Origin of the sequence: Mesorhizobium sp. M0954 (assembly GCF_040319155.1) — a bacterium.
Classification (GTDB): domain Bacteria; phylum Pseudomonadota; class Alphaproteobacteria; order Rhizobiales; family Rhizobiaceae; genus Mesorhizobium.
The window spans coordinates 39,219-60,179 of sequence record NZ_JAMYNR010000032.1; the positions used below are offsets into that span (position 1 = coordinate 39,219).

Sequence of the window (20,961 nt, forward strand, 5' to 3'; positions counted from 1 at the left end):
AAGAGCGTGTCAGATGATCGAAGATCGGGCGAAAATCGATGCATTTGATATGAAGATTTTGACGGCCATGCAGATCGATGCAAGCCTTTCGCAGCGAGATTTGGCGGAGAGGGTCGGCCTGTCTCAGAACGCGTGCTGGCGGCGGATCCAGCGCCTGCAGTCGCTAGGTCTTATCCGGGGGTCGCACAGCAATATCGATCTGCGAGCGCTGGGACTCGACCTGACGGTTTTCGTAATGGTCCGCACTCGCCACCATTCCAAGGAGTGGAGTGAGGCGTTCCGTGCCCATGTTGAACGGTTGCCGGAGGTGATCGATTTCTATCGGATCGGAGGGGACTGGGACTATCTGATCAAGGTAGTGACACAAGGCATGTCCGGCTACGATGCGTTCTACCAGAAACTGATCACGAACTTCGACCTGGCTACGGTGACAGGCTTCTTCTCCATGGAAGCGATCATCAACAATCGTCCAGTGGATCTGACCAATCTGCGATAATCCGGCGCGCAATTGGACGCGCCGCTGGCCGTCGAGCAAGCCTTCGGCCGCAGGCCCCGCCAAGGTGTCTATTACAAGCCCACAGATCTGGCTGCGAGCTGGCCCCGCACGTCGGCTGTTTGCAGGCTCTCAACAGAGCCTTGAGTTCCTCCGCCTTGATGCGCGGGTTCCGACGACGCTTCGCTCAGGTCCGTACCCTAAGGGCTTGCTCCAGCCTGTCGGCAATCTGGGTGACGATATAGGCAATCACCATGTAGATCACGACGGCAATCACGAAGGCTTCGAGGTAGTAGTAGTTCAGCGCGGCGGTCAGCTGGGACTGGGCGAAGATATCGACAACCTCGATGGCGAATCCGAGAGAAAGCGCCTTCATGATGACCATCATCGAGGTTGTCAGGTCGGGAATTGCCGTGAGAGCCACCTGGGGAAACAGAATCCGTCGGAACAATTGGCCGTTCGTATAGCCAAGCGAATGGGCGGCGTCTGACTGACCGGTGTCGAAGGCGTTCAAGGCTCCCTTGATAATCTCGGATTGGAACGCAGCGATACAGCCTGTCACCGCAATAATAAGGATAACCGAGTTGGGTGTTTCATGGGCGTTGAAGTTGACCCCGAGCAACGAGAGCAGGAACTGGAACGCCGGGGGCAGACCGAAATAGGCGAGGAAAATCACGATGACCATCGGAACGCCCTTGAAGACGATCTTGTAAGCCATGATGAGCTCTCGCAGCACCGGGACTCGTCTATATTCGACGAGTGCAAAAATGCTGCCGACTAGCGTCGACAAGACGAAAATCGTCAGCGCCATTCCAAGCGTTACAGGTACGGCGCCCAGAATTTCCTGGGTGTCCTGGAGCAAAATTTCGGTATCGAACATGGTTTAATACCCTTTAGGTCAGACGCTGGCGATGGCCGCGTTCTTGATCTGAGCTGTTGTCGTGGCCTCAGGCGCCTGCATCGGCGAGCGAAGCTCGAACAAGTGCACGATGAACCAGGCAATCAGGCACATAAGCGCATAGATAACCGCCAGGACGAGGTATGTTTCGAACTGGTACTGGTTATAGTCGCGCTCCATGATCAAATGCGCGGTCGCCATCACGTCCGCCGCCCCGATGTACATGACCAGCGCAACGTTGTGGATCAGATAAATGATGGAGTTTCCATAGCCGGGCAATGCGAAGTGCACCGCTTGCGGGCCCACGATGCGGGTGATCTTCTGGCGAAAGGTATATCCTAGACTGTCGGCCGCATCATGCTGGCCGCGATCGACGGCCAGGTATGCGGGCCGAAGGACTTCCGACAGATACCCGCCATGGTAAAAGCTCAGTCCGACCATCGCAGCGATCGTCGGCGAGAAGAAATCTGCGGAGCCGAACAGGGCCACCAATAGGGGGAGCCCGTAGAACGCGACGAACAACTGGAGGACGACGGGAACGCTGCGGGCATAGGACACGTAGAGGTCAGTGAGGTGGCTGACCACTGGTATCCTGCGAATCCGCAATGTTGTCGCAACGAGCGCCAAGCAAAAGCCGACCAACATGGCGGTAAACGTGATAGCGAGCGTCAGCGGCAATGCCGAGAGCAACTCGGGAATCATAGCAGAAACATCCACTTTGAAACGCTCCTTCTTGCAATTCAGACTTGCCGCTGACGATATCTACTCAGATCGCATCATTTCATATACTTGACGATGCCTTCGCCAAACCACTTCTGCGAGAGCTTTTCGATCGTACCGTCGTCTTTCAACTCCTTCAGAACTTTGTTCACGTCATCGACTAGAACCTTGTTTTCATCTGACTTGTGAATAAGCATATAAGTATTGTTGGTGAAGACTGGTTCGGACGCCACGATGTCGAGCTTCTTTTCATCGATGACGGTCTGCTCACCAAGATTTGAAGGCAGGACCAGCGCGTCGAACTTGCCGTTCTGAACTTCGTCCAAACGGTTTGGATACGGGATTCCGGCGCTCGACGCCGTCACGTCAAGCTTGTATTGCGGATTTTCTTTTTGCCAGTTCATGATGAACTTATAGGTTCCGCCGCCAGCCGTGGTCGGAACGATCCTCTTGCCGACCAGGTCTTTCATTTCTTTGATGCCGCTGCCCTTTTTGCTGTAGATCTTCATCAGGCTGGCGCCCATGGGGTTTTCCGGAATGAAGAACTGCTTGGCGCGCTCGGGTGACTTGTAGTAACCGCCGACCGCGATGTCGTATTTGCCTGTGGCCAGGCCAGTTTCCTGCGCGATGTCGGAGACACCTTCCATTTCGAACTTGTATTGCGGCAGCTTTGCGTTGATCGCCCTCAGCAGATCGGGTTCATACCCTTGCGGCTCGACGCCGAGCGCGCCCCAAGCCAATGGCTTGGATTCGGCAGAGGTCGCGATCTTGATTGTCCGAACGGTCTGACCATAACTGATCCCTGCTGTCGCAAGGGCAATTGCGATGCCGCCGGCGACGGCCAGGGCATAACGACGCGAAAAACTGGATTTGATTGCAGACATTTCTTAGGTTCCCTTCTTGTTGGATTATTGAAAAGCGAGTTCAGACTGCAGGAATTGAGCAAGTCGTGGGCTGGAAGGCGCATCGAAGATCTCAGCCGGACTGCCGTCGGCGGCAACCACGCCACGATCCATGAAGACGATCCGGTTCGAGATGTTCTTTGCGAATTGCATCTCGTGGGTCACAAGCAGCGAGGTGATCCCGGATGACGTGACGTCTTTGATCACCTTCAGAACTTCACCGACAAGTTCTGGATCAAGCGATGATGTCGGTTCGTCGAAGAGCATCACATCCGGTCGAACCGCTAGCGCTCGTGCGATTCCAGTCCGTTGGAGCTGTCCGCCTGACAGTTGGGACGGATAGCTGTCCCGCTTAGCGGAGAGGCCGACCCTTTCGAGCTCTCGCAGCGCGATTTCACGCGCCTCGTCCGTGGACTTGCGCTGCACGACGACCAGCGGATCCATGACGTTCTGGAGGACGGTCATGTTCTTGAAGACGTTGAATTGCTGAAAGACCATCGCTGTCCGCAGCCGGATCGCCTGGATGGCTGCCTTGTCGGCGCGCTGGTAATCCATCCGAATCTGGTCGAACGCGATGGTTCCAGATGCCGGCTTAACCAGGTAGTTGATGCATTTCAGCAGGGTGGTCTTGCCAGTGCCGCTTGGGCCGATGATTGACACAACGTCACCTCGCTTTACCGAGAGATTGACGCCGTTCAGGACCTGCGTGCTTCCGTAGGACAGCTTTATATCTTTGAGTTCAAGCATTCTGATTGGTGCCCTTCAGAGTGTGGGACGGAGTGCCTTGATCGCATGCGATATCATCACCCGCTCTCCGCATGGCCGAGAACGTGCATCAGCCGGTTTGCCCAGCCGAAGATCGATATGGCGTGGATAAGGTCGATGATCTCGACATCATTCATGCCGACGGATCGCAGCGCGGCGATATCGTCTGCCGTCGCTTCCGACGGCGCCGCCGACAGGCGGCGGGCAAAGCTGTAGATTGCCGCATCGCGCGGCCCAAGCTTTTCGGGTTTGTCGAGGTACAGCGCGGTGACCACATCGTCGCTCTTGGTCAGCTCTGCATGCCTGCGGGCGTGGACAACGGCACAGAATTTGCAGCCATTGACGATCGAGGCCCCCAATGCGCCAAGTTCGCGATCGGGACGGGCGAGCCCGCCTTCGACATACATGATCGCGTTGAACAAGTTGGTGCGGGCAAGATAGCTTTCCGGATCATGCACAAGGGTCCGTACATATTCCGAAACTTTCTTGGCGGAGGGCGTGACCTTCATCGCATCGAGCTGTTCCCGCGTGGCCTCGGACAGCTCGACCGGCGCGATGTATGGCTGCCAGTTCAGCGGCTTCAGACGAACCGAGGAGATCACGCCGACCTCATCAGGCGCAAGCCGGTCGCCACCCGTGTCTGGAAGTTGACAAAAGCAATCAGTTCGGAGAGCGCGACGATCTGAGGATTGTTCAATCCAGCCTTCTCCAGGAGAGCGATATGGCTCGCTTCCGCCTTTTTCGGCGTCAGGGTGATCAGGTCAACATGACGAACGATGGTCGCCAGGGGTTCATTCAAATCCGTTTCCCCCTGGGCCAAGGCCAGAAGCTGCTCGGTCGGACCAAGCTGAGCCAGCTGCACATCATATTCGGCCACCAGGACCGGATCGGCGTTCAGGGCGGCCATGCGACGGGCAAGAGCAACACGCAAATTCGGCGCCAGCCCCTGATCGGTTGCCGGGTGCAGCACCGAGAGGCGACATTCTTCTGCCCCTCGCACGAATTCGAGCCGAAACCGCCTTGCGGCGAAAAGGGTATCATCCGGTGAAAGGCCGGCAGCCTTGTCCATCGCGTCGATCACAACGCGGCCTCCTTCTGCAGCAAGGGAGTTGAATCGACCCATTCGTCGCCCAGAAGTTCCGGCGTGTCGTAGGCGATCAGATTGGCGAAGTGGGTTTCGACATCCTCGGCAAACAGCGATGCGGCAATGCCGCGGACCAGACGGTCGGCCCCGGCGCTGACGGCCGGGATATCGCCGGAGACCTTGCCATGGGTCAGCATGGCGGCGTCGTTGAAGCAGTGGATATGCGCCAGCATCGGGCAGGAGCCGGGGACGCGTTCGCGAAACTCGAAGGCCGGACCGAGATCCGGCGCGTCCGACATACCTGCACGACCGGGCCCCATATCCGGCCTATATCGGCCATCCGACCAGGTGCGGATATGTGGGGCGATCGCCGCGAATTCCGGGCGGCCGTCGAAGTCATTTGAAAAGCCGGTCGCCGCGATCAGGAAGTCGTAGCGCAACGGTCCCTGCGTGGTTTCCACCAGCAGGGTCCCTGCCTCCTCCTTCACCGCAACTATGCCGCAGTCGAGAAGGAACCGAGCATTCGAATGGCGAGACACGCGGAGTGTCGATGAACGCGGCGGCGGTGTCTGGGTCGAGGCGGTATAATCGAAGAATTTCCACTTCCAGGCATCCGGCAAGTGATGCATGCCGAGTACGACACCCGGGCTGCCTATGCCGGTCAGCTTGTTGATGCGCGGCATTTCCTTGCGCCGGATCAACATGTCAACACAGCCGGCTCCCGCCTCGAGTGCCGTTGCGGCATTATCCATGGAAGAGGCACCGGCGCCGATCACCGCCACACGCTTGCCTTTCAGCGCATCGAAATCGATGTCGTCGGCAGAATGGGCCCAATAGGCGCGATCGATGCCGCTGAGGAAATCGGGCACGGCAAAACCGCCCAACCCGGACCGACCAGTGGCCAGAACGAGACGACGGGTGAGGACCCGGCCAGTCTCCGCGCCCTGGATATCGATCGCAATCAGATCTCCAACGGGTGCCAGTCCGGTCATGCGCACGCTGTTGCGCACCGGCAGACCGAGAACCTTGCGGTACCAGACCAGGTAGTCCATCCACTGGCTCTTGGGGATTTTGTCCAGCGACCGCCACGCCTCAACGCCCCATTGCGCCGTGAACCAGGCGCGGAATGTCAATTGCGGCAGGCCGAGCGACGGACCATGCAGGGTTTTCGGCGACCGGAGCGTTTGCATGCGAGCAAAGGTTACCCATGGTCCCTCGCGCCCGGCCGGAGCCGCATCATAGGCCACGACATTGGTTATCCCGGTCAGCACCAGCTTTGCCGTGGCAGCAAGTCCGCACATGCCGGCGCCGATGACAACGACATCACGGATCGGCACGCCATCGTGCGAACGCGCGGGAACCCATGGCTTGGCGGGCAGTTCGAGAAAGTCGAGATCCTGCGCGAGCTGTGCTTCGAGCGCAGCAAGACCTGTCGACGTTGGCGCGGCAGGGGTATGCTTCATATTCCCGTTCCGTGATTTGTGTCGGATGCCGGATCGTTCACCAATTGGCCAGCGAGGGCCGGATCTAGTTTCTTGAAGCCGACGATCGACCGTTCAGCCACCGCTTCGACCGCATCCATCAACGCCTGCGCAACTGGACGAAGGGGGCGTTTCTCGGCAGCCACAACGCCCCAATAGAAAAGAACGGTCACGTCGATCGGGCGAATGACGACCCCAGGCAGGGCCACGCCATAGGCGGTGAGGGGATCAATCACAGCCGCAACGCCAGTCCGCCGAACGATCTGCAACGCGCCATAAGCAGTATTCGTCCGGATCACTGGCCCGGTGTCGATACCCCTGGCCGCCAATGCCTTGGAGACATGCAACTGGAAACGTAGGGGGTTGAGCAATGTGGCGACGCGGCGACCGGCAAAAGCGGAAAGCGGTATGACGTCAAGTTCAGCCAGCGGATCGTCCTCCCGCACGGCAGCAACATCAGGCGCTGAATAGAGCCGCAGGACATCCAGACCGGGCGTATCGAGCGGCAGGCTCGAAAACCCGATCTCGGCACGTCCGCTGCGCACCTCCTGGGCGACGATCGAGGGGAGAAACTGCCCCAGATGCGTCTCGTGCGGAAGTTCGACACCTTTGAGTTCGGCCATGGCCGTCGGGATCAAGCCAGTACCGATCGCGGAGGTGGTAACAATCTGCAGGATCCGCCCTCTGCCGGCGGCAATCATCTTGGCCCGCGCGGCTAGCTCGGTGAAGGACATCAGCAAGCGCCGCGCCTCCTCCTCGAAGGCCACACCCTCCTCGGACAACTGCACCCGCCGACCGACACGGTGCAGCAATTCGAAGCCGAGCTCTGCCTCGAGATCCTGAATGGTGCGTGTCACTGCAGGTTGGGAACGACCGAGCATGTCAGCCGCCTTGGTAATGCTGCCGCTGGCAGCAACCGCAAGGAAGCTCTGAAGGTCGCGGGTTTCCATGTTCTCTCTACATGCGCAATCCATATGATTGACATCGTCTCATTCATTTTTGATATATGTCAAGCGGAAACGAATATTCGCTGAGGCATGTTGCAATCGCGGGCTCAGGCCGGAATCCCATCGCCAGAAGCCGACGATGGCAGATGCGGCTCCGATTTGTGGAACCTCCTAGTGAGAAATGGAGGCTGCATTGCCCGCAACAGGAGGGAATTTATGCGCGTAAGCATTCTTGGCGCCGGAGCGATTGCTTACGGCCTTGCCGCCTTTCTGGCCGAAGCGGGACATGACCCTATGCTTTGGTCGCCTTCCGGAGAACGCACCAAGGCGCTGGCCGCCGGTGGATTGCTGAAGGCTACCGGAGCTATCAAGGCAACGACTAAGGTGCGCATCGCCAAGGATTGCGAAGACGCCATTGCCGATGCCGACGTCGTCATAATCGCGTTGCCGGCTTACGGGCACAAGATGGTGATGGACGCTGCCACTCCTTATCTAAGGGACGGAACGCCGGTTATCATCAGCTCGCACAGTTCCTTTGGGGCACTGTATCTCTCCAAGCGGCTTGCGGACCGGAAGGTTAGCCTGCCGATCGTCGTCTGGGGTACCACGCTCGTGACCGGGCAACAGCGCGGGCCAGCCGAAATCGATGTTGCAACCGTTCGCCAGAAACTGGATGTCGCGACGCTGCCTTTCAGTGCTCAGGACCAAGGGTTCGAGCTTTGCACGAGCTTGTTCGGCGATCGTTTCGTCAAGCGCGACGGCATGCTTGCTATCGCGCTCAGCAACCTCAATCCGCAGAACCATCTCGGGATCGCTCTTCTTAATCTCACACGCATGGAGAAGGGAGAACAGTGGAGCCAGGCCGGAAACGTCACCCCGGCTGTCGGCCGCTTTATCGAGGCTCTGGACGCGGAACGATTGGCGATCGCCGCCCGTTTTGGAATTGCCGTGCGCACAGTTGAAGAGCATTTTTCATTGTCGTTTCACGTCCCTATGGGCACCGTTTCGGAAATGAACCAGGAGATGGATCGCCAAGGCCGCGGCGGCTTCGGCCCGTCAACTATCGAAAGTCGCTATATTCTCGAGGACGTTCCGTTCGGGCTGCTGCCGACCGTTTTGTTGGGGAAGATCAGCGGAAATTCGGCGATTCTCCATGAATCTGGAATTGCCATATTCTCGGCGGCTTACGGTCGCGATCTTAAGGGAGATAATGATATTCTTCCCGCGCTGGGCTTCGAGGGAATGGCAAAAGCGGACCTCGAAAACCTTTGCCGTAACGGATTTTAACAAGTTTCACAGTGGACTGGGACATAGGCCAAGTGCCCGAAAAACCACCGGGGCTGGTTGCCGGCGAGCACGACATGCAGGTTCCTCGGCGAGCGCCGGGAGATGTCTCCAGGAACTCAGCACGAGATCAAATGGCCCGCCCGGCGGTGTGAGTGGGTCTGTAGCAGGGTCCGTCATCGAAACCCAGAGCGGCATGGTTCCATCAGTTGCCAGATGCCTGAACATTGCATCAACTGCGCAGGCGCTTCGCGCCTCCATCAAGCCATGCAGGCGCCGACAGTCCGGAACAACGAGTGTCGTAGCCCGTTCAGGATAAGTGGTTCGTCCACAATCAGCTACGCGAGATAGACATGTTCCGATTTCTAGCGTTGGCAGGGACCATCTTGGGTCTGACGATCTCGCCGGCGCAGGCCGCCAGTGATGCGGATCAGGCTGTCGAACAATTTCACCGTACCTGTCTGGCCGAGGGTCCCAATTTCGAGCGCATGATAGAGACCGCGCACGAACGCAGGTGGACACTTATTGCCGAAGCAGGCTTCGCCGAACTCGCGCCAATCGCTAATCCAACCTCAGTGGAGGCATGGCTGGTGGCCGAAGCGGAGGAAGGATTGCCAGCAGGAACCATCATCGGCACCACCAAGGCAACGATGAGTGGCAAACCGGTGCAGACGTGTACGCTGGCATTTCCCGATATCGATCATGAGGCATTTCGGAAGAGTTTCTTCACCCGTACGGATGCCGAGAAGATTGCCGATGATCGCGATACGGAGGAGTTCTCGCGTCTCTACATCCTCGTTGCCGGCGGACGTAAGCAATTTGTCCGGCTGGTGGTCCTGCCTTCAACGCCACCAGGAAACCCGCGCGTCGTTGCCAGTTCGATCATGGCCGACTGACATGTCATTCCTCCCGCCCCCGTGCTCCCCTGGAGGGCGAACATTGCGGAACGTCGCGAGCAGCAGGAGATCGTAGATAATTTTCAGCCCACCGGCGATGATCAGGGGCCAGCCGAAGCTGGAGACGGCAAGGAGAGCCCCTGCGAGGACTGGACTGGCGGCCGCCGCGAGGCTGCGGGGGACGGCGGTGATGCTCGCCGCGGCAGCGCGCACTTCGGGCGTCACCACGGCCATGACGTACGATGTGCGGGTCGGCACGTCCATCTGCGACAGCGCGCTTCTAATCAGCAAAAGAGCGATCGCCGGAGCGACGCTCGGCATGAAGGGGATGAGCACCAGACAGAGGCTCGACGGAAGGTGCGTAAACACCATCGTGTTTATGAGTCCGATCTGCTGGGAAATTCGCACAGCGACCAATAGGACGCAGCCGGAAGGACACCCGTCCAGAAAAAGATTGCGCCGGTCGCGGCGAGCGACAGGCCGAACCGTTGAAAGAGCCAGAGGGCCAACAACGACTGGACGACGAAGCCGCCTGCGAAAGCATCGAGGCTGAAGAGCGCGGCGAGCGTTAGAATGATGGAGCGAGACCTGCGCAATGGCTGTGCCGACACTCTGTTTGCGCCAGGCGCGTCACTCGGCCGCCGCCGATAGAGGAGCACCGCCGCCAACCCAAGCGAGGCATAAAATAGAAAAGCTGCCTGGAGGGCCTGCTTCATTTCCAGGCCGATGGCGTCGCGGAGAAAGTCGGGCGCTCCGGCGGCCAGCGCCCCGACGGCGCCGGCGAGAGAGCCGATGAGGCTGTAGCGCGCAAAGAGCGCCGTGCGGCCGCGGTCGGTGACGTTCTGAGCAAGCTGCGCATGTTCGAGCGGTAGAAACACGCTGACGTCCCCTGAAGATGGGTTCAGCGTGCCGACGAACGCGATGAGAAGCAGCGGCCAGAAGTCGTGAACGACAGCGAAGACGATACCCGTGGCTATCATCAGGACAGCCGCTGCGGTCAGCAGCGCTCGACGGGAGAAGCGATGCGCGACGATCCAACAGCCAGGGTGAGGACGGCTGAGCCCGCGAGCGTCGCCGTCGACAGGGTTCCGATCTCGAAGGCGTCGAAGCCGAGCGTGGCCAGGTAGGCGGGAAGCAGGATGCTGACCACACCGTCACCGAACGCCCGCAGTCCCCTCGATGTCAGCAGGTTCGCAACAGTCGGCTCAGCACCGGCAGGAAGCAGCCTGAAGCGCCGCTTCGGAATAGCTTTGCGCAAACCGTGCGCGAGCCACTGTAATGTCAACGATGCCTCCTCACCACTGGTAAGCGGCGCTGGCTGCACGGCTTAGATCGCTCCCGTCGCCATCCCGTAGAGCAGCCCGAGGATCGAACAGCCGGCGAGCACCGGGAGCATGCCGATCTTGAAGCGAAACACCGCTAGCAGCGCACCCAATGTCAGGACAAGCGACGGGATGTTGACAGAGCTGAATGCGGGCACATCGACCGTCATGCCGAACCCTTTGACCTCGCGCAGTGCTCCAAACAGAACGTGAAGCGCGAACCACACTGCCAGGTTCAGGATCACGCCCACCACGGCTGCCGTTATGGTCGCCAGCGCGGCGGACAAGGCCTTGTTGCTGCGCAGCGTTTCCACGAACGGCGCACCGACAAATATCCAGAGGAAGCAAGGTGTGAAGGTGACCCAGGTGGTGAGCAGGCCGCCCAGCGTTCCGGCGAGCAGCGGATTAAGCGATCCCGGCGCTCGATACGCGCCCATGAAGCCGACGAACTGGGTCACCATGATCAAGGGGCCAGGCGTCGTCTCCGCCATGCCGAGGCCGTCCAGCATCTCGCCTGGCTTCAGCCAGCCATATGTATCGACAGCCTGCTGCGCCACGTAAGCAAGGACGGCGTAGGCGCCTCCGAAGGTCACGACCGCCATCTTCGAGAAAAAGACCGCGATATCGGCGAAGACATTGCCGGACCCGAACAGCACGAAAAGGCCGAGGACAGGTGCCAGCCATAGCACCAGAAACACACCTCCGATCTTCAACGACCAGCTGACCGGCGGGCGAGCATGGGCAGGAATGCCTTCGCCGAGCGCCGATTCCGCGTCGGCGACCTGCTTGCCGCCGACCTTGCCATGGCCGTTGCCCGCCATGAACGCTGCCAGCTCGGCCCGCCCGCCGACGTACCCGATCACTCCGGCCGTCAGGACAACGAGCGGGAATGGGACATGGAACAGGAAGAGCCCGATGAAGGCGGCGGCGGCGAGGCCTATCATGACTTTGTTCTTGAGCGCCCGCTTGCCGACCCGGATAACCGCCTCGAGCACGATGGCGAGGACGGCGGCCTTCAGGCCGAAGAAAAGCGCCTGCACCGCGCCGACGTTGCCTAAAATCGCATAGATCCAGCTCAGCGCCATGATGGCGATGACGCCGGGCAGTACGAACAGCGTGCCGGCCACGAGCCCGCCTCGGGTTTTATGCAGGAGCCACCCGATGTAGACGGCGAGTTGCTGGGCCTCCGGTCCTGGCAGCAGCATGCAGTAGTTCAGCGCATGCAGGAACCGCGTCTCGCCGATCCAGCGCTTCTCCTCAACGAGGATGCGATGCATTACCGCAATCTGGCCGGCCGGGCCACCAAAACTCAACGCAGCGACTCGCGCCCAGACCCGCACTGCTTCGCGGAAGGGGATGCCATGCGAAGGTTCATCCCCCAGCGCATTCGGATGGACGGCATGGACGCTGGTCATTGGTTCCCCTCACCCGCGCTTCTGGCGGAAATACTGGTAGAGATTGTCGAAGACCGGGCCGCCCTGCCCGATCCGCTGCTCGTCGCCCTTATTCGTTATGGCGATGCCCGCGATTAGGCTGGCAATGCCCGTCGTCTCGTCGCGCCCGAACTTGCCGTCCTTGAGGTCAATATCATGGACGATCTCGGCGATGGCCTGCAGCGCCGGGTCGTCAAGCCCGGCCCGGGCGAGCAGCACCTCGAAGCTGCAGCGGTCGCCCTCATGGGTGATCTCACCGTCAAACATATCAAAGCGCAGCTCTCCCGGCTTTGCCGCATAGCTCTTGCCCGGGACGAAGCGGATGACGGCGTCTGGATCAATGAAGCGGCGGATTAGCCAGCTGCAGGCCATCCGGTCGACGTGCACGTCGCGGCGTGTCACCCAGATCCGGCCCTTGAGGTCAGTAATCGGCTCAGTCGCCTTTGACTCCTCGGTCATGGGCTGGTCCTCCACGAGATGCGTCTCGAGCTCGGCGAGCAAACCCTCGACCGCGAGGCGACCCGTGGCGCCGAAGAAGTCGATCGTGTCCACCTCGGCGAGCCGCTTGCGTATTCGGCCGAGCTGCGACCGTGTCTCCGCACGCTTTTCCGGCGTGGCGTTCGCGCCGATCTCGGCGGCGAGACCACGCGCTTCCTTGGCGATCTCCGCATAGTCGGCATCACGCGCCGCATCGAAGAGCGCTTGGACCTCGGCATCCGACAATCCGTCGACGAGACGCGCCTCGCACACCATCGCCTCGCCACCACCCGCGACGATCTCCTTCAGGAGCCACTCGAAATCCTCCTGCGTCTCGGCATTGGCCGGCAGTGCATAGACGGTGCTTTTTACCGCGACCGCGCCGATGCCTTGCAGCCGCCGCCAGATCTTCACCCGGAAATAGGCCGGCTTGCTCGGCAGCCGATGGATAAGGAGCAGCCAGCGCTGTTCCGTCGTTTCCCCCTCACTCATAAGTGAACCGTATCACGTGCACAAATAAATGCAACACTTGTATCATTTCATATTCGGGCGTAGCCTTGACCTCCTTATGGCAGTGGGCCGCCTGGGCTTGTTGCCAAAACAAGGGAGACAAGGCCGTGAAATGGGTTACCCGCGAACGTCCGGTCATCGACCGCATTGCCTGCCCCTGGCTGATCGCCCGCTTCATCGACAAGGAGTCCGAATTCCTGTTCGTGCCACCCGATCAGGTGATCCGTGTTGCCCAGGAAACGGGCGCCACACCGTACGACGTGCCGGGCGTCGAATTCACGCATGTCGGCGACGGCTGCAGTTTCGACACCTTCGTCTCGAAATACGGCCTCGAGCGCGATCCAGCCATCGTGACGATCGCTTCGATCGTTCGCGGCGCCGACACGGATCGGCACGATCTTACTCCACAGTCGGCGGGGCTGCTTGCGATCTCCATGGGGCTCAGGGACGTGACGCCCGACGACCAGGAAGTGCTCAAGCACGGCTTCGTCATCTACGACGCGCTCTATGCCTGGGCTTCGCGCCGCAAGGCGGAAACGCATAGTTGGCCACCTGCCATGAAACCGGCCGTGGCTTGAAAAGCTGGGCGATGGGGGCAGATCAAGGAGAACTCCCATGCGTGCAAAACTCGTGAGCGGCGCGATGCTGATCGCGGTCTCGGCGCTGCTGGAACCGGCATCGGCGGCATCCAATTGGCAGACAGTCGCGCAAAGACTGGGCAAAGCCGGAACGGAAATGCCTGGCGGCGTCTACCGGGTCGGGTTGCCACGAACGGACCTGAAGGTTTCGCTCGACGGCGTGGCCCTTCAGCCCGGCTTTGCGCTCGGAGGCTGGGTCGCGTTCGAACCCATGGGAAGCCAGACTATGGTCATGGGCGACATCGTTCTGACCCAGGACGAGGTGAACCCGGTCATGAAGAAGCTTGAAGAAGGTGGGATCGAGACCACCGCGGTGCACAACCACTTGTTGCGCGCCGAACCGATGACACTCTACATGCACGTCTTCGGCCAGGGTGACCCCGTCACGCTCGCCACAGCGCTTCATTCCGGTTTGGCGCTGACAAAGACGCCGATGAAGAATGCCGCGTCCGGTGCGTCACAATCGCAAGCATCCACGCAGCAGATCGAGTTCGACACAGCGGCCGTCGACCGGGCTATTGGTTACAAAGGAAAGGCCAATGGCGGCGTCTACCAGTTCAGTATCCCGCGCGCCGAACCGGTCAAGGAGAACGGGATGGACGTGCCGGCTGCCTTGGGCACGGCCATAGCGATCAACTTCCAATCGACCGACGGCGACAAAGCAGCGATCACGGGTGATTTTGTGCTAATCGCCAAGGAGGTCAATCCGGTTATCAAGGCCATACAAGACAACGGCATCGAGATCACGGCGTTGCATAGCCACATGCTCGAGCAGCCCCGGCTCTTCTTCATGCATTTCTGGGCGAACGACGATGCGCAGAAGCTGGCGAAAGGCCTGCGCGCAGCCCTCGACAAGGTCGCCGTCAAGAAGAGCTAAACATTGGGCCTCCACGCGATCGCACGCCGGGAGGGAATCAGCCAATGTTGATGCGAAGCCGGATGTCTGACAAGGCGCAAATCGTTACACGGCAAGAGGGAGGATATGCCCTTCAGGTCGGTGCGTTGACCAAGCGCTATGGCGAGCAAACCGCGTTGGCGGATGTTGCCTTCAACGTGAAGGCCGGCGAAGGTCTCGGTCTTATCGGGCCGAACGGCGCCGGCAAGACTACGCTGTTGGAAGCGATCGCTGGCCTTCTTCCGGCCGACTCGGGAACGATTCTCCGGCACGGCGCCTCTCTGCCGCCTGCATCGCGCCGCAGGTCGATCTTCTTCCTTCCCGACGGCCTGCGGCCCTGGCGCGACCAGTACGTCGAACATGTTCTTGCGTTCTTCGCTGATGTCTACCGGACATCGCACCTCGACGTCGCGGAGACAGTCGGGGCCGTCGGACTTGCACCGGTGTTAATCAAGCGCGTGTCTGAATTGTCCAAGGGGTATGCCCGTCGACTGACGCTGGCGCTTGCCCTGATCACGCCGCATCCCGTGCTGCTGATGGACGAGCCCTTTGAGTCCCTGAGCGACCTGCGGGCGCGTGCGGGAATTTCGTCCGGTGGGTTGGAGGAGGTTTTCCTTGCGCTCACCTGAGGCAGCCGTACCGCTCGGCGCTCCCTTCGGCCCCTTGCTGGCCAAGGAGCTGCGGGAAATGGCGAGCGGCCGGCCGCTCTGGATAATGCTGCTGATACTCTGCCCTCTCATCGGCTTCAGCTTCTTTCAGGCCGTATCGCTCTACAGCAATGCGAGCGCCACGGCGCTCGACGCGTCGGGGCTCGCGAGCGCGCTATCACCGCTTGACGGCGTGTTGGTCCCGACGTTCGGTGGTTTCTACGTCGCGGTCACACTGCTGTTTCCCTTTGTTGCCATACGCGTGCTCGGCAACGAAAACGAGTCCGGCGCCTTGCGGCTCCTGATCCAACTGCCCTATCGAACGCCGACCTTGATTGGCGCGAAGCTGGTTGCCGTCTTCGCAGCTTGGCTCATTGCCGCGGTGCCTGCGATCTCTGCGCTCGCGATTTGGGAGTTCATGGGCGGACACCTGTTCGTTGCCGAGACGCTGAATCTTGTTCTCGGACATTTGCTCTACGGGCTACTGGTCGGCGCCATTGCATTGTTCGCAGCCGCGCTTGCCGAGAGCGCGGCAACCGCCGCGATCGTCACGCTCGGTTTCACGATTGGATCGTGGGTCATCGACTTCGCGGCGGCCAGCCAACCCGACCTCCTTGGCTGGTCGTCGTGGCTATCGCTCACCGAAACGCTGCACACGTTTGAGCTCGGATTGCTCTCGATCAGTCTTGTCGTCGGGGTGCTCGCTGCGATCTTGGTTTTGCTGCGCTCGCTACCATTTGGCTCCCGATGGGCGTTGCCCTGCGCACCAAGGTTGCACGTTCGGTCGTCTGCATCGCGGCGACCTGCCTTGTGCTGGTCGCTGCAGCCCAGATCAGATGGTCGGTGGATTCGACCGAGGACCGGCGGAACTCTTTCTCGCTAGCCGACGAGCAGGCGCGGGCGCAGCTCAGCAAGCGGCTGACCATCACCGTTCACCTGGTACCTGAAGACCCCCGGTATGCGGATTTGCAGACCAGCATCCTGTCGAAGCTCGAGCGGATCATTCCCCGGATTATCATCCGTCCTGCAGGCGACCAGCAGAGCGCTGTCGGCAGCGCAAGCGACGAGTCGTATGGTGAAGTGGAGTACAGCTACGGCGGCCGGTCGGCTGTCAGCGATCGACGGGCACCGAGGAAATTCTGCCGCTCCTCTACGGGCTCGCAAACGTACCCCTGCTCGCACCGGTCACAGGAACCGACGACTATCCAGGTTATCCGCTCGTCGCCGCGCCCTGGATCGCGCTTCCCTGGTTCCTTGGCGGCCTGCCGCTGCTCATCGGGGTCGCCTGGTGGCGGTGCCGCCGGGTACCGCCATCGAATACGCTTCAAGCCAGAAGGAGATCAGCCGTGAAAATCTCAAATAGCCTCGTGACAGTCGCCGTGGCTGCCGGCCTGGTGGCCTTGCTGCTGCCAGCTTCTGCCGGCCAGCGCAGCATCGTGAACTTTTCGGACGAGGAAGTTGGCGCAGATTCGAAGGCTATGCCCGGCGTGGTGGGCATTTGGCGGATTGAAACTGAAGGCGACAACAAGGTGTTGGCCGTCGATGGCCGCCAATGGAAAGAGGGGCAGACCTCCGCCGGCCTCGCCGACAAGGCACGGGCGCTCTATGGGGAGCGGTACGCCGAGTTTCTCGACCGCGTCCAGGCTTATGCATACTTCCCCTACGCAGTCTTTGAACGCACGCCAGATTTCCGCGATGGAGAGATCAGCGTCCGCTTCGAAGGCATCAGCGGCCGCATCGACCAGGGTGCAGGGATATTGTTCAACCTTAAGCCCAATGGCGACTATCTCACGATTCGCGCCAACCCTCTGGAGAACAATCTTGTCTTGTGGAGGTTCGAAAAGGGGAAACGCTCGTCGGTGACCTGGGTCAAGAACACCCCAACCTCAACCCATGAATGGCACGACCTGAAGGTGCGCATCGCCGGCACCAAGTCGAAGGCTGTGTCGACGGCAAGCTCTACCTGCAGGACACGCTGCCTGAGCCGGTGACCGGGCGTGTTGGCTTGTGGTCGAAGGAAAGCGCCGTCTCGCGTAATGTCGCCGTGCCGGCGCGGGTCTCGACAAGCGCTAAATCCAGCTCAGCGTCATCGCCGCCAGCGCGAGGTAGCGGCCGACCTTTGCGATCGTGACGATCGCAAGGAAGCTCCAGAATGGCTCCCGCAGCGCTCCCGCCACAACCGTCAGCGGATCGCCGACGAGAGGCAACCAGCTCAACAGCAGCGACCATCGTCCATAGCGCTGATACCATCGCGTCGCGCGCGTCAACGCGGAGGGCTTTACCGGGAACCATTTGCGGTCGTGAAAGCGATCGATCCCCCGGCCGAGCCACCAGTTGACGATGGAGCCGAGCACATTGCCTGCGCCTGCGAAAGCGATGAGCAGAGCCGGAGCATGGCTTCCTGTCAGGAGCAGTCCCACAAGGGCTGCTTCCGATTGCATCGGCAGAATGGTCGCCGCGGCAAACGCGGTCAGGAAAAGACCGCCATAGATGGCGAGCTCGCCAGGCATTTCGAGCTCTCAGCTTGCCGTGGGCCATTTCGGGTGCCGATCATCGACGACATAGCCATGCGAATGCTCATAGCCCGCTTCCGACCATACTGCGTCGCCGATGTGCCGGTCGTCCTCGGGCAGATCAACATGCGTATGCACAAGCACGTCGGGATCATGTTTCGGCCAGAGCCAGATCGCGGCAAGCAGGGCAGCGGCGCCAATGACGCCGAGCAGAATGAAGGTGAAGGGCAATCCCATCGCCGCACCGACGCGGCCGGCAATGGGATAGGTGATCAGCCAGCAGGCATGCGAAAGCGCGAATTGGGCCGCAAACAGAGCGGGCCGGTCGACGGCATCGGCAGAACGTCTGATCAATCGGCCCGAAGGCGTCTGCGCCAGCGAATAGCCGAGCCCCAGCACGAACCAGAGCGGCAGCAGCAGATAGTAGCTGCCGGCGAGCGGTCCCACCAGCACGCCCGCGACCAGGATCGCGGCGCCCGAGAGCATCGCAACCCGGTCCGGGACGTTCTCCAGCAGCCGCGGCAGGGCAAGGGCTGCAATCATCGATCCGCCGCCGAACGCTGCGAGCGCCAGCGCCGTGTCGCTTTGCGAGAGGCCGAACTGCGCCTGCACCAGGACGACCGTGTTGACGATCACCATCGCGCTTGCCGCCGCGACGGCAACGTTAAGGGCCAGCAGCCCGCGCAATCGCGGCGTCGCCAGATAGATGCGGATTCCGCGCGTCGTGCGCTCATAGATGCCGCGCGGCTCCGAGGCTTGCGGGCTGGGGAGCACCACGGAGACCACCAGCGCCGCGGACGCCAGGAAGCCGACAACCGTACCGGCGAACAGGCCGTGGAAGCTGATGACGGAAAGCAGCGCCGCCGCCAGCATGGGACTGACGACGCTTTCCAGGTCGTAGGCCAGTCGCGACAGCGACAGGGCCCGCGTGTAGTCCTTCTCCTCGGGCAGCACGTCAGGGATCGAGGCCTGGAAGGCCGGAGTGAAGCCTGCCGACGCCGACTGCAGGACGAAGATAAGAAGATATATCTGCCAGACTTCGGTAACGAAGGGCAGGAACACCGCGACCGCAGCCCGGATGAGGTCGAGCGAAACCAGCATGGTGCGGCGTGGCAGGCGCTCGGCGAACGCAGCGGTGACAGGCGCCACGCCGACATAGGCGATCATCTTGATGGCGAGCGCCGTGCCGAGCACCGCGCCGGCATCGGCGCCGGCAAGATCATAGGCCAGCAGCCCGAGCGCCACGGTGGCAAGGCCGGTGCCGATCAGGGCGATGACCTGGGCCAGGAAGAGATGACGGTAAGTGCGATTGGCCAGGACCTGAAGCATATTTGTCTTCTTGCAGCGGATGACGGTTCGTCGAGAACTGGCGCGAACGGCCTGCCTGTCTCAGTGATGGTGACCTTCCGGCTCGACCATCTTGAACGGCAGCACCTGCTCGCGACCCTTCGCGGCCAGGATCAACCTCGCCTGGAACTCATGCGGCTCGGCAGGGGCGACGGTGCTCTCAAGCCGATGATGGTTGTCAGCGGCGGGCTCGAGGCGAAGCGTCTCTGGCCCTTCGGGTCGGTCGATGATCACCGTCGCTGTCAAATCATCGGCGTGGCGATCGATGGTCAGCCGCATCCGCTCGCCAGCCGGTGTATCGACGATTTCCAATGTCCCTTCAGCCAGACCGCAGGCGACCTTGAAGGGCTCCGGCGCATGATGGTGAGCATGAAATGTTTCTGCGCCAGTGACGGCCGGCCCGGCCGGGCTCACCAGGCGGACATTGGCTTCCGCCAACGCCGGCAAGTGGGCGAACAGCTCCTCCTTGAGGGCTTCGGTTACGCCCAGCACGTCTTTGGCCGTTGCCGCGTCGGCGACGCTGATGGCGACGTCGGCATGCAGGCGATGGCCGATCCATCGCGCCTGCACGCTTTCAACGCGCTCGATGCCGGACACGTGTTCGGCGGCATGATGGATCTCGTCGATGATGCCGGGCTCGACTCCGTCGAGCATGCGCGTCAGCACGGCTTTCGACGACTGCCAGACGATGGCGAAAATCGCCACGGTGATCAGCAGTCCGACGATCGGATCGGCCAGCGGAAAGCCCAGCCAGACGCCGATGGCGCCCAGCACGACCGCCAGGCTGGTGAAGCCGTCGGTGCGGGCATGGTAGCCGTCCGCGATCAGCGCAGCGCTGCTGATCTCGCGGCCGACGCGAATCCGGAATACGGCGACCGCTTCGTTGCCGATGAAGCCAATGAGGCCGGCGATGGCGACCCAGCCAAGAAATGCGATGGGCCGCGGATTGATCAGGCGGTCGATCGCCTCGTAGCCAGCGACGATGGCGCTGAAAAGGATGATGAGAACGATGACGATCCCGGCCAGATCCTCGACGCGGCCCAGCCCGTAGGTGAACGTCTTGCTCGGTTTGCGGCGGGCCAGCACGAACGCGATCCACAGCGGGATGGCCGTGACCGCGTCGCCGACATTGTGGATGGTGTCGGCCAGCAGCGCTACGCTGCCGGAGAGGAACACGACCACAAGCTGGAGCGCTGCCGTGATGGCCAGAACGACGAACGACCATTTGATCGCCCAGATGCCGCGTGTCGTCGTGGCGATCGTCGGATCGATGACGCCGTGGGTGTGGCCATGGCCGGCATCACCGTGATCATGTCCGTGGCCGCCCATGCCATGCGTCATCGGGCCAAACCCGAACCAATCGCGAACTTTGTCCATCATGGCGCTTCTCACAGGTACTTGGTGATGTCCTTGAACTCGTCGATCGAGCGGCGCTGCTCGCGCGCTAGGGGCCCGACAACGTCTTCAAGGCAATGGTTGAGATGATCCTGGATCAGGGTCTTCTTGGCTTGCGAAATGGCCTTCTCGACCGCATGAAGCTGCTGGGCGAGATCGAGGCAGGGCCGGCCTGCTTCGATCATGTCGATCACACCCTTAAGATGTCCGCCGGCCCGTTTCAGGCGCTTGACGATATCGGGGTGGGTTTCGTGGGTGTGGGGTTGGTCGCTCATATCCTGATACTATCCTCCTGGAGGGGATATGCAAGTCTC

At 61.0% G+C, this 20,961-nt stretch carries 22 protein-coding genes and 1 pseudogene; 8 read left to right on the plus strand and 15 right to left on the minus strand.

The features are described from left to right. Positions 1 to 13: 13 nt before the first annotated feature. Positions 14 to 496: an Lrp/AsnC family transcriptional regulator gene (locus NKH93_RS28855; protein ID WP_023721564.1), complete on the plus strand. Its 483-nt coding sequence runs from the start codon at positions 14 to 16 to the stop codon at positions 494 to 496. Positions 497 to 680: 184 nt separating this feature from the next. Here NKH93_RS28855 and NKH93_RS28860 read toward each other — a convergent pair whose 3' ends face one another. Genes NKH93_RS28860 through NKH93_RS28895 form a run of 8 tightly spaced genes read right to left on the minus strand, consistent with a single transcriptional unit; the run spans position 681 to position 7,293 of the window. After that, on the minus strand, positions 681 to 1,373 hold the full coding sequence (locus tag NKH93_RS28860) for an amino acid ABC transporter permease (protein WP_352684729.1): 693 nt from the start codon (positions 1,371 to 1,373) through the stop codon (positions 681 to 683). A gap of 18 nt (positions 1,374 to 1,391) precedes the next feature. Next, a complete protein-coding gene (locus tag NKH93_RS28865; protein ID WP_031194726.1) occupies positions 1,392 to 2,108 on the minus strand; it encodes an amino acid ABC transporter permease in 717 nt (238 codons plus the stop codon). A 59-nt stretch (positions 2,109 to 2,167) separates the two neighbouring features. Further along, a complete protein-coding gene (locus NKH93_RS28870; protein ID WP_352508389.1) occupies positions 2,168 to 2,995 on the minus strand; it encodes a transporter substrate-binding domain-containing protein in 828 nt (275 codons plus the stop codon). Between the two features lie 24 nt (positions 2,996 to 3,019). Continuing rightward, positions 3,020 to 3,760, minus strand: a complete 741-nt coding sequence (locus NKH93_RS28875; RefSeq protein WP_352454991.1) for an amino acid ABC transporter ATP-binding protein — start codon at positions 3,758 to 3,760, stop codon at positions 3,020 to 3,022. A gap of 56 nt (positions 3,761 to 3,816) precedes the next feature. Continuing rightward, positions 3,817 to 4,380 carry a peroxidase-related enzyme gene (locus tag NKH93_RS28880; RefSeq protein ID WP_352974035.1) on the minus strand — a complete coding sequence of 188 codons (564 nt, stop codon included), beginning with the start codon at positions 4,378 to 4,380 and terminating at the stop codon, positions 3,817 to 3,819. Next, the gene (locus tag NKH93_RS28885; RefSeq protein WP_023722143.1) at positions 4,377 to 4,859 is read right to left on the minus strand and encodes a CMD domain-containing protein; all 483 of its coding nucleotides are present in this window, start codon (positions 4,857 to 4,859) and stop codon (positions 4,377 to 4,379) included. The genes NKH93_RS28880 and NKH93_RS28885 overlap by 4 nt, the downstream gene beginning before the upstream one ends. Beyond that, positions 4,856 to 6,325, minus strand: coding sequence for an NAD(P)-binding domain-containing protein (locus tag NKH93_RS28890; protein WP_023722142.1), 1,470 nt, complete (start codon positions 6,323 to 6,325; stop codon positions 4,856 to 4,858). Before NKH93_RS28890 ends, NKH93_RS28885 begins: the two co-directional genes overlap by 4 nt. Then, the gene (locus NKH93_RS28895) at positions 6,322 to 7,293 is read right to left on the minus strand and encodes a LysR family transcriptional regulator (RefSeq protein ID WP_023722141.1); all 972 of its coding nucleotides are present in this window, start codon (positions 7,291 to 7,293) and stop codon (positions 6,322 to 6,324) included. Before NKH93_RS28895 ends, NKH93_RS28890 begins: the two co-directional genes overlap by 4 nt. A 213-nt stretch (positions 7,294 to 7,506) precedes the next feature. Between NKH93_RS28895 and NKH93_RS28900 the strand changes: the two genes are divergently transcribed. Next, entirely contained in the window at positions 7,507 to 8,577 is a 1,071-nt protein-coding gene (locus tag NKH93_RS28900) for an NAD/NADP octopine/nopaline dehydrogenase family protein (protein ID WP_023722140.1), read from the plus strand. Positions 8,578 to 8,927: 350 nt separating this feature from the next. Next, entirely contained in the window at positions 8,928 to 9,470 is a 543-nt protein-coding gene (locus tag NKH93_RS28905; protein ID WP_156948253.1) for a hypothetical protein, read from the plus strand. A 21-nt stretch (positions 9,471 to 9,491) separates the two neighbouring features. Here NKH93_RS28905 and NKH93_RS28910 read toward each other — a convergent pair. The 3 genes and pseudogenes from NKH93_RS28910 to NKH93_RS28920 all read right to left on the minus strand — a co-directional run. After that, positions 9,492 to 10,695: pseudogene (locus NKH93_RS28910) on the minus strand (MFS transporter); the annotation flags it as partial. Positions 10,696 to 10,797: 102 nt separating this feature from the next. Then, positions 10,798 to 12,207 (minus strand): chromate efflux transporter, encoded by a 1,410-nt coding sequence (chrA, locus tag NKH93_RS28915; RefSeq protein ID WP_352974046.1) that lies wholly within the window; start codon positions 12,205 to 12,207, stop codon positions 10,798 to 10,800. Between the two features lie 9 nt (positions 12,208 to 12,216). After that, positions 12,217 to 13,194, minus strand: a complete 978-nt coding sequence (locus NKH93_RS28920) for a chromate resistance protein ChrB domain-containing protein (protein WP_352974050.1) — start codon at positions 13,192 to 13,194, stop codon at positions 12,217 to 12,219. Positions 13,195 to 13,319: 125 nt separating this feature from the next. Here NKH93_RS28920 and NKH93_RS28925 point away from each other — a divergent pair, with 125 nt between their 5' ends. The 5 genes from NKH93_RS28925 (at position 13,320) to NKH93_RS28945 (ending at position 17,383) form a co-directional block, all read left to right on the plus strand. Then, on the plus strand, positions 13,320 to 13,790 hold the full coding sequence (locus tag NKH93_RS28925) for a chromate resistance protein ChrB domain-containing protein (RefSeq protein ID WP_023680167.1): 471 nt from the start codon (positions 13,320 to 13,322) through the stop codon (positions 13,788 to 13,790). Between the two features lie 64 nt (positions 13,791 to 13,854). Further along, the gene (locus NKH93_RS28930) at positions 13,855 to 14,727 is read left to right on the plus strand and encodes a DUF1259 domain-containing protein (protein ID WP_352974053.1); all 873 of its coding nucleotides are present in this window, start codon (positions 13,855 to 13,857) and stop codon (positions 14,725 to 14,727) included. 62 nt (positions 14,728 to 14,789) lie between these two features. Further along, positions 14,790 to 15,374, plus strand: coding sequence for an ATP-binding cassette domain-containing protein (locus NKH93_RS28935; protein ID WP_352974059.1), 585 nt, complete (start codon positions 14,790 to 14,792; stop codon positions 15,372 to 15,374). After that, positions 15,361 to 16,275 (plus strand): ABC transporter permease subunit, encoded by a 915-nt coding sequence (locus tag NKH93_RS28940; RefSeq protein WP_352974069.1) that lies wholly within the window; start codon positions 15,361 to 15,363, stop codon positions 16,273 to 16,275. The genes NKH93_RS28935 and NKH93_RS28940 overlap by 14 nt, the downstream gene beginning before the upstream one ends. Before the next feature lie 463 nt (positions 16,276 to 16,738). Further along, entirely contained in the window at positions 16,739 to 17,383 is a 645-nt protein-coding gene (locus NKH93_RS28945; protein ID WP_352974073.1) for a hypothetical protein, read from the plus strand. 78 nt (positions 17,384 to 17,461) lie between these two features. Here the strand turns inward: NKH93_RS28945 and NKH93_RS28950 are convergent, their stop codons facing one another. The 4 genes from NKH93_RS28950 to NKH93_RS28965 are packed head-to-tail and all read right to left on the minus strand — an operon-like array spanning position 17,462 to position 20,922. Further along, positions 17,462 to 17,902 carry a YqaA family protein gene (locus tag NKH93_RS28950; RefSeq protein ID WP_352642075.1) on the minus strand — a complete coding sequence of 147 codons (441 nt, stop codon included), beginning with the start codon at positions 17,900 to 17,902 and terminating at the stop codon, positions 17,462 to 17,464. A gap of 9 nt (positions 17,903 to 17,911) precedes the next feature. Continuing rightward, positions 17,912 to 19,234, minus strand: coding sequence for an MFS transporter (locus NKH93_RS28955; protein WP_352974076.1), 1,323 nt, complete (start codon positions 19,232 to 19,234; stop codon positions 17,912 to 17,914). A 60-nt stretch (positions 19,235 to 19,294) separates the two neighbouring features. Continuing rightward, a complete protein-coding gene (locus tag NKH93_RS28960) occupies positions 19,295 to 20,632 on the minus strand; it encodes a cation diffusion facilitator family transporter (protein ID WP_352974080.1) in 1,338 nt (445 codons plus the stop codon). An 8-nt stretch (positions 20,633 to 20,640) separates the two neighbouring features. After that, a complete protein-coding gene (locus tag NKH93_RS28965; protein WP_352974083.1) occupies positions 20,641 to 20,922 on the minus strand; it encodes a metal-sensing transcriptional repressor in 282 nt (93 codons plus the stop codon). Positions 20,923 to 20,961 lie beyond the last annotated feature (39 nt).

Excerpts from the sequence above, each read along its gene's own strand:
- NKH93_RS28855 (WP_023721564.1), top strand. The coding sequence starts at position 14 with ATGATCGAAGATCGGGCGAAAATCGATGCATTTGATATGAAGATTTTG.
- NKH93_RS28860 (WP_352684729.1), bottom strand. The coding sequence starts at position 1,373 with ATGTTCGATACCGAAATTTTGCTCCAGGACACCCAGGAAATTCTGGGC.
- NKH93_RS28870 (WP_352508389.1), bottom strand. The coding sequence starts at position 2,995 with ATGTCTGCAATCAAATCCAGTTTTTCGCGTCGTTATGCCCTGGCCGTC.
- NKH93_RS28875 (WP_352454991.1), bottom strand. The coding sequence starts at position 3,760 with ATGCTTGAACTCAAAGATATAAAGCTGTCCTACGGAAGCACGCAGGTC.
- NKH93_RS28890 (WP_023722142.1), bottom strand. The coding sequence starts at position 6,325 with ATGAAGCATACCCCTGCCGCGCCAACGTCGACAGGTCTTGCTGCGCTC.
- NKH93_RS28895 (WP_023722141.1), bottom strand. The coding sequence starts at position 7,293 with ATGGAAACCCGCGACCTTCAGAGCTTCCTTGCGGTTGCTGCCAGCGGC.
- NKH93_RS28900 (WP_023722140.1), top strand. The coding sequence starts at position 7,507 with ATGCGCGTAAGCATTCTTGGCGCCGGAGCGATTGCTTACGGCCTTGCC.
- NKH93_RS28905 (WP_156948253.1), top strand. The coding sequence starts at position 8,928 with ATGTTCCGATTTCTAGCGTTGGCAGGGACCATCTTGGGTCTGACGATC.
- chrA (WP_352974046.1), bottom strand. The coding sequence starts at position 12,207 with ATGACCAGCGTCCATGCCGTCCATCCGAATGCGCTGGGGGATGAACCT.
- NKH93_RS28920 (WP_352974050.1), bottom strand. The coding sequence starts at position 13,194 with ATGAGTGAGGGGGAAACGACGGAACAGCGCTGGCTGCTCCTTATCCAT.
- NKH93_RS28930 (WP_352974053.1), top strand. The coding sequence starts at position 13,855 with ATGCTGATCGCGGTCTCGGCGCTGCTGGAACCGGCATCGGCGGCATCC.
- NKH93_RS28935 (WP_352974059.1), top strand. The coding sequence starts at position 14,790 with ATGTCTGACAAGGCGCAAATCGTTACACGGCAAGAGGGAGGATATGCC.
- NKH93_RS28950 (WP_352642075.1), bottom strand. The coding sequence starts at position 17,902 with ATGCCTGGCGAGCTCGCCATCTATGGCGGTCTTTTCCTGACCGCGTTT.
- NKH93_RS28955 (WP_352974076.1), bottom strand. The coding sequence starts at position 19,234 with ATGCTTCAGGTCCTGGCCAATCGCACTTACCGTCATCTCTTCCTGGCC.
- NKH93_RS28960 (WP_352974080.1), bottom strand. The coding sequence starts at position 20,632 with ATGATGGACAAAGTTCGCGATTGGTTCGGGTTTGGCCCGATGACGCAT.
- NKH93_RS28965 (WP_352974083.1), bottom strand. The coding sequence starts at position 20,922 with ATGAGCGACCAACCCCACACCCACGAAACCCACCCCGATATCGTCAAG.